The 16698-nt window shown below is 55.2% G+C and carries 13 protein-coding genes; 5 read left to right on the plus strand and 8 right to left on the minus strand.

The window, feature by feature from the left end; all coding sequences use genetic code 11:
- Positions 1–9: 9 nt before the first annotated feature.
- On the plus strand, positions 10–633 hold the full coding sequence (locus ACLL9E_RS03350) for a PilZ domain-containing protein (RefSeq protein WP_411290323.1): 624 nt from the start codon (positions 10–12) through the stop codon (positions 631–633).
- Here the strand turns inward: ACLL9E_RS03350 and ACLL9E_RS03355 are convergent.
- The 5 genes from ACLL9E_RS03355 to ACLL9E_RS03375 form a co-directional block, all read right to left on the minus strand.
- The gene (locus ACLL9E_RS03355) at positions 625–2142 is read right to left on the minus strand and encodes an ATP-binding protein (RefSeq protein ID WP_411290324.1); all 1518 of its coding nucleotides are present in this window, start codon (positions 2140–2142) and stop codon (positions 625–627) included. The two genes, ACLL9E_RS03350 and ACLL9E_RS03355, sit on opposite strands and share 9 nt — an antisense overlap.
- A 127-nt stretch (positions 2143–2269) precedes the next feature.
- The gene (locus tag ACLL9E_RS03360; protein ID WP_411290325.1) at positions 2270–2821 is read right to left on the minus strand and encodes a VOC family protein; all 552 of its coding nucleotides are present in this window, start codon (positions 2819–2821) and stop codon (positions 2270–2272) included.
- Complete coding sequence (hppD, locus tag ACLL9E_RS03365) at positions 2818–3906, minus strand: 4-hydroxyphenylpyruvate dioxygenase (RefSeq protein ID WP_411290326.1); 1089 nt, start codon at positions 3904–3906, stop codon at positions 2818–2820. The genes ACLL9E_RS03360 and hppD overlap by 4 nt, the downstream gene beginning before the upstream one ends.
- 77 nt (positions 3907–3983) lie before the next feature.
- Complete coding sequence (locus tag ACLL9E_RS03370) at positions 3984–5219, minus strand: alpha/beta fold hydrolase (RefSeq protein WP_411290327.1); 1236 nt, start codon at positions 5217–5219, stop codon at positions 3984–3986.
- A gap of 79 nt (positions 5220–5298) precedes the next feature.
- Positions 5299–5733, minus strand: a complete 435-nt coding sequence (locus tag ACLL9E_RS03375; RefSeq protein WP_411290328.1) for a hotdog fold thioesterase — start codon at positions 5731–5733, stop codon at positions 5299–5301.
- 242 nt (positions 5734–5975) lie between these two features.
- Here ACLL9E_RS03375 and ACLL9E_RS03380 point away from each other — a divergent pair, with 242 nt between their 5' ends.
- On the plus strand, positions 5976–8099 hold the full coding sequence (locus tag ACLL9E_RS03380; RefSeq protein ID WP_411290329.1) for an RNA degradosome polyphosphate kinase: 2124 nt from the start codon (positions 5976–5978) through the stop codon (positions 8097–8099).
- Positions 8100–8104: 5 nt separating this feature from the next.
- Positions 8105–9559 (plus strand): Ppx/GppA family phosphatase, encoded by a 1455-nt coding sequence (locus tag ACLL9E_RS03385; protein ID WP_411290330.1) that lies wholly within the window; start codon positions 8105–8107, stop codon positions 9557–9559.
- A gap of 270 nt (positions 9560–9829) precedes the next feature.
- Here ACLL9E_RS03385 and ACLL9E_RS03390 read toward each other — a convergent pair whose 3' ends face one another.
- Positions 9830–10849 (minus strand): aldo/keto reductase, encoded by a 1020-nt coding sequence (locus ACLL9E_RS03390; protein WP_411290331.1) that lies wholly within the window; start codon positions 10847–10849, stop codon positions 9830–9832.
- Between the two features lie 9 nt (positions 10850–10858).
- Complete coding sequence (gene ubiA, locus ACLL9E_RS03395; protein WP_411290332.1) at positions 10859–11770, minus strand: 4-hydroxybenzoate octaprenyltransferase; 912 nt, start codon at positions 11768–11770, stop codon at positions 10859–10861.
- A gap of 101 nt (positions 11771–11871) precedes the next feature.
- Between ubiA and ACLL9E_RS03400 the strand changes: the two genes are divergently transcribed.
- The gene (locus ACLL9E_RS03400) at positions 11872–12615 is read left to right on the plus strand and encodes a 16S rRNA (uracil(1498)-N(3))-methyltransferase (protein ID WP_411290333.1); all 744 of its coding nucleotides are present in this window, start codon (positions 11872–11874) and stop codon (positions 12613–12615) included.
- 16 nt (positions 12616–12631) lie between these two features.
- Here the strand turns inward: ACLL9E_RS03400 and ACLL9E_RS03405 are convergent, their stop codons facing one another.
- Complete coding sequence (locus tag ACLL9E_RS03405) at positions 12632–14488, minus strand: CshA/CshB family fibrillar adhesin-related protein (RefSeq protein ID WP_411290334.1); 1857 nt, start codon at positions 14486–14488, stop codon at positions 12632–12634.
- A 236-nt stretch (positions 14489–14724) separates the two neighbouring features.
- On the opposite strand from ACLL9E_RS03405, the gene ACLL9E_RS03410 reads away from it, so the two are divergent.
- Positions 14725–16671: a proprotein convertase P-domain-containing protein gene (locus ACLL9E_RS03410; protein WP_411290335.1), complete on the plus strand. Its 1947-nt coding sequence runs from the start codon at positions 14725–14727 to the stop codon at positions 16669–16671.
- The last annotated feature ends 27 nt before the right edge of the window (positions 16672–16698 follow it).

Genomic DNA, 16698 nt, shown 5'->3' on the forward strand with positions numbered 1-16698 from the left:
GTTCACGACATGCCATTTGACACATTGACGGCTGAAAAATGGATAGCATCCGACATATCGCCGACGCCAACATCATCGAAACGCAAAGAAAGCAGGCAACGCGTACTTCTGCGCGCGCAGATCCACGTCGTCCGCTCACAAAGCGACTTGCTGGTAACCGACATTTCGCGGAGCGGATTGCGCGGCTCGACGGACATCGACCTGCGCGTCGGTCAACCCGCTTATATCAGCCTTGATGACTTAACGCACGTCGCGGGCAGCATCCGATGGGTTCAAGATGGTCGCTTTGGAATGAAATTTTCCAAGATGCTCGATGTGCTCCCGGAATGCGCGCAGGTCGACTTGGGCCATCTGCCTGACCATCAGGAGCGCATGCCGCGCACCGCAGCCCGACTGAAGGCCAAAATAAGCCTTTCAAGCTGGTCATCCTCCGCGCGCGTGCGCAATGTATCAAAAACGGGGATGATGATTGAATCCGACCTTCCAGTTAGTCCCGATCAACAACTTTTGGTGAACCTAAGCGACGGCAAGATCCTTAATGCCACCGTAAAGTGGGTCGAAGGCGACCGGGTTGGCATTCAGCTGACGACGCCGGTCTCGATCCTGCATTTAACCTATGGTGACTTAAGATAGCTCAGCTAGGTTATGGGGGAGCGAAAAACGGAATTCGGATCCGCTTGTACTTGAATCCTCCAGCCAAATCCGCCCACCATGGGTTTCAATGATCGTTCGGCAAATGGAGAGCCCCAAGCCCATTCCACTCTCCTTGGATGAATCAACCCAGGTAAAAATATCCTGCGCGGATTCTGCCGCCAAACCTGGACCAGTGTCACGAACCGACACAACAACTTCGTTGCCTGTAACTTCGGCCGCAACGGTGACCTTCTGCTCTTTTAATCCTGAGGTTGCGTCGCAACCATTGCGTACCAAGTTGATAATTACCTGCTGGATCTGAACACGATCGGCCGTTACAGCCAAACCGGATGCGATGTCGGCGTGCAACTGCGTATCCACTGAGCAGCTATTGCGCACCAGGTTCAATGCTTCTGCAATAACAGGCTTAAGCTGAAATTCAGCATGCGCACGCGCGCGCCGATCCGTCAGGTCCCGCAATGTGCGGATAATTGAAGCAGCGCGCTCACCGGATTCCTGAATTGACAATATCGCCTGTTTGATAATGTCGGTATCTGTGTCTGGACGGTCCAATAATCGCAACGCGCCGGTCGCGTAGTTCAGGATCGCCGTCAGCGGTTGGTTCAACTCATGCGCCATGGTCGTGGCCATGGTCCCCATGGCATTGACCCGCGACGCATGTGCGACCCTCGTTTGAAGCGTGGTCACAGATGCCTCCGCCTCTTTCTGTTTGGTGACGTCATACCCCTCGCAAAAAAGACCAACAATCTTCGCGTCCGCGTCTCGGACGGGGGCATAAACGAAGTCGCTGTAATGCCGGATAACTTCTCCACTCTCGGTATCGTGAAATTCATATGGAACCCCTTTGCCATGAAATGGGATTCCCGTCTTAAACACATTGTCGAGCAAGCTGACGAAACCCTGCTCAACAGCCTCGGGCATAGCTTCAGCAACGGTGAGACCCTCAAGCTCCGACTTTCCCACATATTGTTTGTACGATTCATTGGCGAATATCACGCGGTGGTCGGCGCCTTCGGACATGGCAATAAAACCCGGCGTATGTGCGTATAAAGACCGCATTTCGGCAACAGTCGGCGTTGACGGCGATGCCGCCTTTCTGGGTTCGTGAAAGGATAATATGTGCTGTGGCTCTGGTGACCCGGCCGTGAATAACGGAAAATCAAATACGCACACCGGGATCATTGACCCGTCGGCACATATTGAATCAAGTTCCCAAGTTGCAGGCTGATTAAGCGCCAGTCGTTTCGTCATATATGCAATATTTTTTGCGTCCATCATTCCGGCAAGTGCGGAGGCAAGTGGGGTGCCAACAATCTGCGCGCTATCAAGGCCGCTCATGCGCAAGAAGCTGGAATTGGCCATCAAGATGGTGTTGCATGCCGGTCCGTCGATCAAAAGCATGGGAACAGGGCTGGATTGCGCCCCCATGATGAAGCGACCCGCAACGTCCGCGTGCTCGCGTTGCGTATTTGACGTGGGAATGTTCATATCTTTCTCGCCCGTATCATATGGCGGGCGCGCAACATCGCCCCCAACATCATGCTATCAGGCAGCATAGCATATCAGCACACAATTCCGACCATCATTCACAAATTTATCTGGCAGACGAGATACGTTAATTCTGCTTGTCAGGGTCAACATGGAGCCAATCGGCATGGCGCGGCGCTTTTTTGGTCTCGCTCCATTCGGCAAGCATCAACGGCGCAACGCGTTTCAGTTCGGCATATTGTTCCGGCTTGCCAATATTGCAGGCAAGTTCGAGCCGGTGGCCATTGGGGTCAAAGAAATAGATCGACCGGAAGATACCGTGGAATGTTGGGCCTACAACATCAATGCCCTGCGCCTCGATATGCGTCTTAGCCGCCAGCAACGCGTCGAGATCAGACACCTCAAACGCAATATGCTGCACCCACGCAGGCGTGTTGGGGTCTTTGCCCATATCGGGCTGGTTGGGCAGTTCGAAGAAAGCGATGACATTGCCGCCACCGCAATCGAGGAAGATATGCATATAAGGGTCATATTCGCCGGTAGACGGCACATGATCCTCGGCAAAGGCCGTTGTGAATTCCATGCCCAGCACCTGTGCATACCAATCGGCGGTCGCTTTGGCGTCTTTGCAACGATAGGCAACATGGTGGATGCGGTTCAGCTTGATGGGTGCGTTCATTCTGCCGGCTCCTCGACCTTCAACGCGCCGCGTTCAATCTGGTCACGCTCGATGCTTTTGAACAAAGCGGTAAAGTTGCCTTCGCCAAAGCCTTCGTCTTTCTTGCGCTGGATAAATTCGAAAAACACAGGTCCAATCATGGTCTGCGAAAATATCTGCAGCAACAAGCGTGGGTCGCCGTCTTGCGTTGACCCATCAAGCAATATGCCACGGGACTGCAGTTTATCCACGGGCTCGCCATGGCCCGGCAAGCGCTCTTCTAGCATGTCATAATAAGCTTTTGGCGGTGGCGGCGCAAAGGGCGTGCCAAGCGCCTTCAGCCGGTCCCAGCACGCAGGCAAATCATCGCAGGAAAATGCGATATGCTGAATGCCTTCACCATTGTATGCGCGCAGATATTCCTCAATCTGTCCGCCGCCAGCCTTGCCTTCTTCATTTAGTGGAATACGGATCTTGCCGTCAGGCGCAGTCATCGCACGGCTGGTGAGGCCAGTATATTCGCCCTTGATGTCGAAATAGCGGATTTCGCGGAAGTTAAAGACGCGTTCGTAAAAGCTGCCCCAATGCGCCATGCGGCCGCCATAAACATTGTGCGTCAGGTGATCGATAATCTTGAAACCAGCGCCGACGGGATTGCGATCCACACCGGGCAGATAGTCGAAATCAATGTCGTAAATGGATAAAGCGTCGCCATAGCGGTCCACAAGATAAATCATCGCGCCGCCAATGCCGCGAATGGCGGGTAGGCGAAGCTCCATGGGACCAGTGCGTGTTTCAACCGGCTCGGCACCCCGCGCAATCGCCTCGTCATAAGCAATGCGCGCATTCTTCACCCGAAACGCCATGCCGCAGGCCGATGGCCCATGCTCAGCAGAAAAATAGGCCGCCGGGCTTTTGGGTTCGTAATTGGCGATCAGGTTAATTTCGCCCTGCCGCCACAAATCGACATCCTTTGAGCGGTGCCGCGCTATGCGGCTGAAACCCATGCGTTCGAATACGGGTTCAAGCAGGCCTTTTTCAGGTGCGGAAAATTCGATGAATTCGAACCCGTCCAAACCCAATGGGTTTTCGAATAGATCGGCCATGATACGCTCCTGCAAAACTGGTTACATTTGCAACCAGTTTATGTGATCGCAGGCTTCGAGTCAATGCGAGCCGGCGTTTAGGTAAAATGCAAACGCCGATATTTGCCGCGAAAGTATAACAAGGGATCGCGGCGTGGTTCAAAGCTCGCCTTTTCGACGCGACCAACAAGGATGAAATGGTCGCCAGCCTCGTGCAATGCGTGCCGTTTACATTCAAAAATACCAAGTGAACTCGGCAGAATTGGCGCGCCATATTCGCCGACCTCCCATCGCGTTCCGGCAAAGCGGTCTTCGCTTTTGCCTGCAAACAGGTTGGACACTGGCTGCTGCCCGATTTGCAGCACGTTGACCGCAAATTCGTCGATTTCGCGCAAAGTTTCTGCGGTGCCGGCGTTGTTGGCAATGCACACCAGCAACAAGGGCGGGTCAAGCGACACGCTGGTAAAACTGTTTGCCGTAAGGCCAACCGGCTTGCCATCGCTGGCATGCGCGGTGATGATCGTCACGCCAGTTGCAAAACAACCCATCGCGTCGCGCAAGGTCCGCGCATCGGAACCAGAGCGGTATTCAGGAATGAAACGCGGCTGCTTGCGCTCCAGAAAATCAATCAACAGGCCATTGAAGGCCTCCGCCCTTTCCGCGACGATAAGCAAGCCGCCGCCATCCACATCGATTGCTTCTGCATTGGGAAGTGCGTGGACAAAACTGACCTGCGCGGCATCGGTCTCGATATGGCCCAAGGCGCCGCGAATAATGAGCGATGGCAAACCGATTGACGGAGCAGCGGCGGCGAGCAGTTCACCCACGCCCTGCGCATCGAACGCGTCAAAAATATTGTTGTCATAGTCAGGCTGCTTTAAATTCCGTCCAAATGCGGACGATAGCCGCTCTGCCGACGACCGAACGGAATGTGCGTCATGCGCCGCAGGTGGGTCGACAAAAATCAGGCCTGACGCCAATGTTGCGGCATCCTCTGCCAATGCCATAGTTGCAATCCACGCACTATGCGATGCCGCCACAACCACTGGGCGCGTGCGCATTTGTCCAAGGACAGCGCGCAAATCCTCGACATAAGCCGTAAAGTCATACCGGCCATCGGAGGGCCACTCGCTTCCGCCATGGCCCCGCAAATCGACATTGATGACATGCCGTCCCGCCTGCTCAAGGCCGATGGCAACATCCTCCCACACTTTGCGGGTCTGGCCAAATCCATGCAGCAGGACGATAGAAGGGTCATCGGCAGAACCAATGTCATCCGCCTCAATCCGTATCCCGGCAAAGCCCTTAAATTCCCGCACATATCGTAGCGACATTCGCTTAAACCCCATTTCTGTCCACCGGTGGACATGCCCAACATGGCAGATGGACGTCAACCGCCTTTGGAACAATGACTCATGCGCGGTCGGTAGAAATGACCGCCATGGTAATGCGTGAAATGCAGACCAGCTTTCCGGCCTCATCCTCAATGCGGATAGACCAGATTTGCGTCGTCCTTCCAATCGATTCCGATGTCGCGGTTGCAAAAACATCGCCGTCCTTCACGGGGCGAATATGGTTTGCGTTGATTTCCATCCCCACTGTCGCAAATTTGGTCGGATCAACCGTCATCGCCGCGGCGACAGACCCCACTGTTTCAGCGAGCACCACCGACGCACCGCCGTGCAAACGGCCGTAAGGCTGCTTCGTCCGGTCATCCACAGGCATGCGCGCCTTGATCCAATTATCCCCATAATCGATAAATTCGATGCCGACAAAACCGGGCATGCAGCGAGCCCCGTTTGCGGTAAGCGCCTCAAGATCAAGCTTTTCATGAAACCAAATAGTCATAGTCATCCTCATGCGCGAACACGTCGGCAGTGTCTAGGGCAACCTATCCATATTCAGCAAAGTCAGATCCCGACGCGGCTCATCACGCGCGGGCTAAAATCTTCAAGACATTATGCTGGATTGGACACATCGTCTTAGGGACGGGTATAAGCTGCCGTAAAATGGTAATGAAACCGTGCAACGCAATTGCGTACAGGCCATTAAGGAATTATCGCGTGACCCCGCCGAAGAGTAAGAGTTTAATGCAAAACGACAAGAATCTCCCATCCTCGCGCTACTTCAACCGTGAGCTTTCATGGCTGAAGTTTAACGAGCGGGTGCTGGAGGAGGCATCAAATCTCGCGCATCCATTGCTTGAGCGGCTTCGTTTCCTGTCGATTTCCGGCACCAACCTGGATGAATTTTTCATGGTGCGTGTCGCTGGCCTACGCGGCCAACAACAGCGCAACATTGAACAGCTTTCCATTGATGGCCGAACGCCGTCGGAACAGCTAATCGACACCGTTGCTGCCGCAGACCAGCTGATGATCCAACAGCAAAAGCTTTGGCGCAAGCTGATGAAAGAGCTGGCGGGCGAAGGCATTAAGATTGTCCAACCATCCGCCATGGGCAAGTCGCTTCAGGCGCAAGTCGGCAAATATTTCCGCGAACAAATCTTGCCAGTGCTCACCCCGCAAGCGCTTGACCCGGCGCATCCTTTTCCGTTCATACCCAATCAGGGCATCAGCCTGATTTTCGATATGCGCCGCAAGGACGATGGCGAAGTTGTGCGGCAACTTGTCATGATCCCGCAGTCGCTCGTCCGCTTTGTCCGGTTGCCCGGCGCCGGCACGCGCTTTGTCACCATCGAAGCGCTGATCAAGCATTTCGTCGGCCAAATGTTTCCGGACTATTTGCTGGTCGCGGCAGGAGCATTTCGGATCATTCGCGACAGCGATATCGAGGTGGAGGAAGAAGCCGAGGACCTCGTGCGTTATTTCCGCAGCGCGATTAAGCGACGCCGCCGCGGACGCATCATCCGGCTGAAGCTGGAAAAGGGACTGCCAAACGAATTGGCCACTTTGATCCGTTCCGAACTGGGTGCAGGTGCATCCATCGTTGTTGAAACTGTTGGCTTCCTTGGCATTGGCGATTTGGGTCAACTGGTGGAGGAGGACCGCCCCCATCTGAAGTTCCCCCCTTACTCGCCGCGCTTCCCCGAGCGCATACTTGAGCATGATGGCGACTGTTTTTCCGCGATCAGCCAAAAAGATATCGTCATTCATCACCCCTATGAAAGCTTCGATGTCGTCCTGGCGTTTTTGCAGCAAGCCGCGCTCGACCCTGATGTCGTTGCGATCAAACAAACACTGTATCGCGCAGGCAAGCAGTCGGCAGTTATCCGCGCCTTGTGTGAAGCCGCAGAGGCCGGAAAATCGGTAACCGCCATTGTTGAATTGAAGGCACGGTTTGACGAGGAGCAGAATCTGCATTGGGCGTCGCAGCTTGAAAATTCCGGCGTGCAGGTCGTCTACGGCTTTGTCGATATGAAGACCCATGCCAAGATTTCACTTGTGGTGCGCCGCGAGGCGGACGGGTTTCGCACCTATTGCCACTTGGGCACGGGCAACTATCATCCGGTTACCGCAAAAGTTTATACGGACATCAGCTTCTTCACCGCTGACCCGCGTGTCGGGCATGATGCCGGCCAGATTTTCAATTATATCACTGGCTATATCCCGCCAACGGGGCTTCAGATTTTGACCATGAGCCCGCTTGGGTTGCGTGAAAAGATCATGTCATTGATTGATGACGAGATTGCGCATGTCGCCGCTGGCCGTCCCGGCGCTGTATGGGCAAAGCTGAATTCTCTGGTGGATCAGGCCGTCATCGATAAATTATATGAGGCAAGCGAAGCGGGCGTTGAAATCGACCTGATTGTGCGCGGTATTTGCTGCTTGCGCCCGGGGGTCAAAGGCATGTCGTCGCGCATCCGCGTTAAATCGGTGGTGGGACGCTTTTTGGAACATAGCCGCATCTGGGCGATGGGCAATGGCGCCGATTTGCCGAATCCCGATGCCAGGGTATTTATTTCGTCGGCTGACTGGATGTCGCGCAATTTTGACCGCCGCGTAGAATATATGCTGCCAATTGAGAACCCTACCGTGCATGACCAGATCCTTGATCAGGTTATGGTTGCAAACATGCTCGACAACCAGCAAAGTTGGATGCTGCGTTCGGACGGACGCTATGAGAGGGTGAAAGCCGGAAAAATGCCATTCAATCTGCATCACTATTTTATGACCAATGCGTCGCTTTCTGGACGCGGAGGCGCGCTTGCAGATGATAAGAAGGTTCCAACGTTGAGCCTCGTCCGACAAAGATGAAGGCGGTGCGTCAGGCCGTCATCGATATTGGCTCAAACACTGTCCGGCTTGTGGTTTATGCAGGGCTCGCGCGCGCGCCCATGCCGATCTACAATGAAAAAAGCCGCGTGAAGCTCGGCGCGTGCCTCGCTGGCGATGGCGAGATTGACAAGGCCACTATGAAAAAGGCGTTGGCGGCGCTCGCGCGGTTTGAAACGCTTGCCCGTGCCATGAAGGTCGACAGTATGCGTGTGGTCGCAACAGCCGCCACACGTGAGGCCAAAAACGGCCATGAACTTGTCGAAAAAGCAGCGGCGCTTGGCATAAGTGTCGATGTGCTGAACGGCGACGCCGAAGCAACAGCGGCAGGCTATGGCGTGTTGAGCGATAACCCCTTTGCCAATGGCTATGTGGGTGACTTGGGCGGCGGTAGCCTTGAACTGATCCGGATCGCCGATGGCAAATTAGGCGCGCGGGTGTCGCTCCCGCTCGGCACGCTGCGCCACGATATATTGCTGGGCAAGTCCGTAAAACAAGTCACGCAGATGCTGCGCACGGATATCGCCAAGGTGATGGGCAAGCGCGCATTCCCGCTTGAGGCTGGCCTGCCATTCTACATGATCGGCGGTTCGTGGCGGACATTTGCGCGCCTGCATATGCATCAAACGGGCTATCCGCTGACCATCCTTTCCAATTACGAAATGCCCCCCGAAGCGCCAGAAATGTTATCCGCAATTGCAAATGATCGGGATGCACTGACGCTGTCGAACGTGGTCGCTGCGGGGCGCGTTTCTGCCCTGCCCGGGGCGACGGCCCTGCTGGGTGGTATCGTTGGCCTTTTGAAGCCCCGCAAGCTTGTGACGAGCATCTACGGCCTGCGTGAGGGGCTATTGTTTGAACAACTCACGCCCACTGAGCGAAAACAAGACCCGTTGATTGCCGCCGCCCGGTTCGAAGGCGAGCGGCTGGGGCGCTTTCCCTTTCACGGTGATGCGCTTGCCGAATGGATTGCGCCCGTATTTGCAGGGCAAAGCGTGCATGATGCGCGGCTGTGCCGGGCGGCCTGTCTGTTGTCAGACAGCGTGTGGAACGTGAACCCCGAATATCGCGCTGACCATGCACTTGACCTTGCGCTGGATGGCAGTTGGCCCGGCGTCAGCGCAAGCGACCGCGCGGTGATGGCTGCTGCGCTGTGGACGGTGCATGCGGGAAAACGCACCTTGCCGGAAATGCTGACCGCGCTGGCGAAACCCGGCGCGCTGGCGCAAGCCGTAATCTGGGGCCTCGCCATCCGCCTTGCGCATCGCTTGGACGGCGGCACGGGCGGCGCGCTGGCCGACAGCCGCATCGACGGAGAAGGCGCGACGTTGCGTTTGCACCTCAGCCGTTCGGCAGTCCGGTTACAGTCAAACAGCGTCCTGCGGCGTTTGCAGGCGCTTGGCGAAGCCTTGGGCTACCCACAGGCGGAAATTACGGGCTGAGGGAAGTAATCGGATTTCGGGTAACCAACTCCCATTCTAGCGGCAACAATTGCTCTCCCTTGCCCATCACCCGTCACCCTGAACAAACTCCCCCGTCGTCATCCTGAACAGAATTCCCCGTAGTCATCCTGAACAAACACCCCATCGTCATCCTGAACTTGTTTCAGGATAACGAACAACCGTCGCATGTTATCCTGAAACAAGTTCAGGATGACGAAGGGGGTGGTGAAAAACGGGACTTGTCAAAACAATGAAATAGCAAGTTTGCCCTCACCCCATTGGGTACAAAATCTCTTTCGTCACCTTGTGGATCGCGGTCATCACCTCGGCGCTGAGCTTCAGGTCAATCGCGGCGAAGATGTCGTCGAGTTGATCTTCCTTGCTCACGCCAACAATCGTCGACGCGACAAAGTCATGTTGTTTGGACCACGCCGTGGCCAGCGTCACTGGAGACATCCCTGCCTCTTTAGCAATCTCCACAATCCGCATCGTGCTTTCCAACGCGCGGGGTCCGGCGAAACGCTGTGCCATTTCGACCTGACGCGAGCCGGTCATTTCCAGATAGCGTGAGAAACGCGCGCCTTCGGGACGTGCGCCGTCGAGATATTTGCCCGACAACACGCCGCCACCCAAGGGCGAGTACGGCAGCAACGACACGCCTTCCTGACGGCAGACCTGCTTGAGTTCATCCTCAAACCGGCGGTTGTTAATCGAAAAGTTATTTTGGATGCTCTCGTAGCGCGCGGTGCCGAGCCGTTCCGATGTCGCGAGCGATTTCATTAGGCCATAGCTCGTCTCGTTCGAACATCCCAGCACGCGCACCTTGCCGGACCGCACCAGTTCATCAAGCACTTCCATGGTCTCGTCATAGGCAAGGCCGTGGTCGGGCCAATGCGTCTGGTACAGGTCGATATAGTCGGTCTGCAATCGGCGCAGGCTTTCCTCGACCGCAGTGATAATATTGTGCCGATCAAGCGTCGTCATGCCGCCGCGTTTGGGGGATTTAAACCATGTATGGCTTGGCCCCGAAACCTTTGTCGCCATGATGATGGCGTCGCGGTTCTTCCCCTTCATCCACCGGCCAACAATGTCCTCTGTCCGGCCAACCCATTTAATGTCCGGCGGCACGGGATACCCCTCTGCCGTATCGAAAAAGTTGATGCCGGCGTCCAGGCATTTGTCGAGAATGCGGTGCGCCTCTGCTTCATCGGTTTGGGCCCCAAAGGTCATGGTGCCCATGCAGATGTCAGATACATAAATGGCACTTTTGCCAATGCGACGATGATCCATATTCTTCTCCTAATATTGACTGGCTGCGCCGACGACGAGGAAAGCAAGCGCGGCAAGCAGTCCGGCGACGCGATTTGAACGGAAATGACCAAGTGCATTGCTGCCATCCGCCTTAAGCGATGTGACCTGCATCGCAAGATGAAAGGCAACGGGAACCAATGCGACCAAAGCCTGCTTTTCGGGACGGACGCTCCAAATCGCCATGCCCCAGCCGATGATCGTCAGAATATAAAAACAGGCGACGCCAACGCGGATTTTCCCGCCGAGCCGCAAGGCACTTGAACGAATGCCGACAAGCGCATCATCTTCGCGGTCTTGCATGGCATAAATGGTGTCATAGCCGACGACCCAACAAATCGTACCCGCATATAGCCAATACATCGCAGCATTGCCCTGCCCCGTGATCGCGACCCAGCCAACCAACGCGCCCCAGCTGAATACCAGCCCAAGCCAAAGCTGCGGCCACCAGGTGATACGCTTCATGAACGGATAAGCCGCAACCAGAAACATGCTGCCGACCGCGACAATCTGTGCCTCCCAGCGTAGCTGGATGAGCACAAGTAAGCCAATGGCGCACAAGCCGGTCAAAAATACCCACGCCGCGCGCACGCTTATCATGCCGCTGGGCAATGGTCGCAAAGCCGTGCGGGACACCTGCGCATCCAGATCGCGATCAATGATATCATTATACACACACCCTGCCCCGCGCATCGCCACCGCGCCAAGCAGCATCCAAAGCGCAAGATCCCAGCGTTGCACAACCCCGCCAGCAAGCGCCAACCCGAATATGCAGGGCCAGAATAGCAACCACCAGCCAACGGGGCGGTCTAACCTTGCCAAAAGGGCAAGCGCGCGCAACTTGACGGGCAGCACAGCAAGCAGGCCAGTATATTCGCTGTCGGGCACAAGGTTCGAGGTCATGGACAAGGCCCTGCCAAAATTTCGCCTGCTCGTCATCTGCGAAGTTGAACCGCACGAAGTTGGGAGATGACGGCACCGGGATTTACGGGTAGATGCAGACTATGCCCGCAACACCCGCCTGGCCCCCAAAATCAACGCCCCGGCTGTTTGTAGAACAGCCGTTGACCGTAGGCGCTACGCTGAACATCGATGGCAACAGTGCCCATTATTTGACCAGCGTGATGCGCCTGAAAGAGGGTGCGGTGGTCAAATTGTTCGACGACATTTCGGGTGAATATCTTGCCACGGTGGCACAACTGGGCAAACGTCATCTTGACCTGACCGTCGATGCAAAGTTGCGCGACCGCGAGCTAACCCCAGATCTGTGGATTTGTCAGGCCCTTGTAAAAAAGGATCGTTTCGACTGGATCGCGGAAAAAGCCTGCGAACTGGGCATATCCCGCTTTGTGCCAGTGCTGACTGCGCGTTGTGTGGTTGACAAGGTCAAGGATGACCGCTTGCGCACGCACATGATTGAGGCGGCCGAGCAATGCGAGCGGACAGCATTGCCCCAGATTGCGGGCCTCGCACGGCTTGATACGCTGTTGAAAGACTGGCCGGCTGAAAGGACGTTATATTTCTGTGACGAGCGCGGCGGCCAAAACTTTCTGGATGCAATAACCGTCGGGCCCGCCGCAGTGCTGATCGGGCCAGAGGGCGGATTTACCGACAGCGAAAATGCCGCCATTCGTGCGCATCCGAACGCGCGACCTGTCTCGCTTGGTCCGCGCATCCTTCGTGCTGACACCGCAGCAGTGACTGCGATTTCGGTCTGGATGGCAAAACGCGGTGACTGGGCTGACTAAGGTCGTGCCAGGCACGTCAATTCATCTGGCCTGTGAAGCTAAACGAAAAAGTCGATGGTCCCGCGGTGCTGGCCGCGGCCATTGTGCCGGACGGCTGAAAGCGCAAACCTCGCAAGGCGCTGTTATATCCCGACCCTAACGGCGCGGTGTAAGGCGCACCTCCGCTGGCCTGGCTGGAATAGGTCACCATCGTTCCCTGGTTGAACGCCGCAAGCCCGCTCGTTCCTGTGTTCATTGTAATGGGCGTCGATGCGTCAAGCGTGAAATTGGTCGGAAAGGGGTCCGTGATAACGATGCTGTTGGCATCGACCGCGATGTTGCCCGTATTCTGAATACTGATGGTATAACGGACCCGCGCGCCCGGAAGCGCTTTGGGATTTGCGCCGCTAACGCCGTCGCTTAACACTGTCGATGTCTTTGTAACCACCAATGTCGCATTGTTACCAAGCCGTATGTTGGTGATCGTGCAGGTGAGTATGTCGCCCAGCACTGGGGTAATGTTTCCCGGCACGGTGGTCGGGAAAACGCTGGTCACCCCGTTGGTCGCATTCGTGCAGGCAAGCGTTGCTCCATATTGGGTCAGACTGCCGGGTCCCGCCATGATTTCGTCCAGCGAATAGCTTGTGCCTGCGGTGAGCTGAACCAAACCGGTGTCGCCACCGGCAACTGCGGAATTGCTGCCCGTCGTCGTCGAAGATGCAACGACGGTCGTCCCCTGGTTGATCCGAACGGTAAACTGGTCGGTCGAAAAACGCCGGTTAGATCCAAGCACTTTGCGCAGCCGGATATGCGGAATCGCGGCATTATTGAAAACGCAGATTACAGCATCGCCGAATTGTAAGGTGCCAAAAACATAATTGGTCGTGAGCATGTTATTCGGCAGCGCTGTGGTCGATCCTGTTGTGCTGTTGGTGCAGGTCAAACGGCCTTGATATTTCGACAGAGCGCTGACGCTGCCCGAGGCCATGGTTTCCGATAACGTCAACGATATGCCGGACGCCAGCGACAATGCCGCGGCCGTAAACGGACCATTGCCGGTGCCAGTGGTGGTACCATTTGCCAATACTGTACCGCTGGATGTTGCAGTTACGCGAAAGTTAAACTGATCGGCAGCATCGACGCGCGCACCTGTGATGGTCTTTCGCAACCGTATCGAGGCAAAACGCACTGCGAACATTGCGCCTTGCAAGCCGCCAGCCTGCATATTCACGGTAACCGTTGTCGGGCTGTTGGTGCCGACGATATAGCCGCCCACGGTGCCGGCAACGCCCGTTTCCGTGAAAGTATTGGTCCCCGTCCCCGTGATAGTGGGGTAAATATTTCCGCTAATCGGGTTGACCTGGTCCAGTATTTGCCACCCCGACCCATTTGTTACGAATTGCAGATTTTCGTTATCGTTGGTGGACTCTGCGTCCGCAGCTACGAATGAATAGGCCGTAACTGCAGGCGCACCTGGCGGTGGCGTAATCAATATCGCCGAAAACACCAACGACCTGCTTCCCGCGGTCGCAGTGTACAACACAGGCCGTCCGGGTATGCCGATAAAGGCAGAGTTTCCAACCGCCGCGCCCGTCCATGACGGCGCGGAGATTGCACTGAACGCGGTCTGGGTCGTCGGCGTTGCCTTAAGATTAAGAGACAAAACCGAACCGTCGTTGAGGTTGAATGAGAAATTCTGCCCCGCCCCCGAGCGCGCGGTGGCGTCGTTATAACTGCTGAAATCGAGCCAGCAATAGGTTTCCCACCCTGATGGTGCAGAGCCCTGCGTTGCGGCTGGCGCACAGCTTTGCGCATAAGCAGGCGTGCTCGACAGGCAAAGCCACAGCGCAAACACGCTGGCAAATCCGCATAACACACGCTTTAACCGGTCCACCGAAAACATCCCACTTCAACGGCAAAAAAACACGAACTATGTCCATAATGATACGTAGTTAACAACGGGTAAGCAATTTTCGATATCATCCATTTTGCTGACTAAACTGGATGCTTGCCATGCCATGAACCATTGTTTTTTATGGTTAAGTTAATGTTTGGGGATCAGCCGCTCGAAATTAAAAAACAAAGGGTTCGCGGTAAATGACAAGAGGGAACGCATCATGGGTCAAACTCATGTCCCGTATCAGTATAGCACTTGGATTTGCAGTGCTCTGCCTTACAGCGTCGCCGGCCTCGGCGCAGGTGGAGAGGAGGTATTCGAACATTATCAGCGGCGCCATCACGGACTCCCCAAGTTGCGCGTCGACCCTAACCCGCACCTTTACTGTCGGTTTTAGCTTTATTGTCATTTCGGATGTCAATATTGGGATATCGTTAAGCCATAGCTATCGGTCCGATTTACGGGTAACATTGACCGCGCCATCCGGAACATCGGTGCAATTGATGAATGGCATCGGCGGCGCGGCGAACAATTTGAACGTCTTGTTTGATGACGAGGCATCGGCCCTGATTGCGTCTCATACGAGGGACGATACCAATGGAACTGTCCCACCATATTTACGCACATTTCGTCCAGCTGCTGCGCTCAGCATTTTTGACGGGCAAAATGCCATTGGCACATGGACATTGGAAATCTGTGATTCGGTTAACTCCGACGTCGGGACTTTTGTCCGCGCCGATCTATATTTTTATTATGTCCCAACCACATATTCCGATCTGGCGCTGACAGTTGATTTCACGGAGTTCAACCCAGGCTCGGGTTCAAACTTTACGTACAAACTTACCCTCACCAACAATGCACCACCGTCTACAAATGCAAGCGGCGTTTCCGTCAGGGCTGCATTACCGGCCGGGGTTACATTTTTAAGTGCAACAGGGACAGGCACCTACAACAGTACCACGGGGATCTGGACTGTAGGTGACGTTGTAGCTTGGGGCACTGCGACAATCGACATAACGGTGACAGTCGATGCCCCTGCCGGAACGACAATTGCGGCCAGCGCTGAAATTATTGCGTCATCGAACCCCGATAGAGATTCCATCGTAAATAATGGCTCGACACAAGAGGACGACGACGCATTTATGAACTTTGTTGTTGGCACCGGCCGAACCGCGGGGTCACCCCCGACATTAGTTTGTCCGGCGGGATCAACCCTGTTTGACTGGGACACAGTAAGCTGGACCTCAGGGTCAACCAACAACAATTATGCCGTAACCAACCTCGGGCCAATCAATTTTAGAATGTCGTTGAGCGCGGGCGCAGCTTACAGCTCCAGTGGTCTTTACAATGGGCAATCGCCATCGCGCCAAAACGCGGTCACTTCGGGCACCGTTCCTACACAGTCGTCGCTTATCCTATTTATGGATAATACGAACCGGGATGCGACGGTGACAACCACCATCAGCCTGCCGACGGCGGTACCGGGCGCCCAGTTTCAGCTTTCTGATATCGACACTCAACCCGGTGCCGTTCCCGCTAACGGCTCAAACAACGCCGACCGCATTATCATTACCGGATTGTTCAACGGCGTTTCCGTCAACCCGATACTAACCAACGGTCTGTCCAATTATGTTATAGGAAATGCGGCCTACGCGGATGCTGATAGTGGGGACGGCTCGGCAAATGGCAATGTAATTGTTACATTTTCCAGCCCGGTCGATACAATTATCATTGTATATGGCAACCACAGCATTTCGCGTAGTGATCCGTTTCAGCAATTGATAACCATCCATGACATCAATTTCTGCCGCCCGCAGGCTACGGTCACCGCCACCAAGACGAGCAAAATCATCAGCGACGGGATCAGCGGCAGCAACGCTAAGGCGCTTCCCGCAGCAGTCGTCAGCTATTGCATCTTGGTCAGCAATGCGGGCTCCGGTGCCGCCACGCCTGTCGAACTAACGGACGTTATTCCGGCGACGCTTACGTATGTCGCAAATACGCTTTCGACGGGGCCAAGCTGCATTGTTTCTAAAATGGCTGAGGATGACGATGCCGTGGGTGCAGACGAAACCGACCCTTTTGGTGCATCGGTAAGCGGCAATACCATCAGTGCGTCCGCAACGACAATGAGCCCCGGCTCCACCTTTGCAATCACATTTAACGCGACAGTTAAATGATGAACTGAATCTGCTGGCATAATATCA

Source organism: Sphingorhabdus sp. (genome assembly GCF_046596595.1).
In the GTDB taxonomy this organism is placed as follows: Bacteria; Pseudomonadota; Alphaproteobacteria; order Sphingomonadales; family Sphingomonadaceae; genus Sphingorhabdus_B.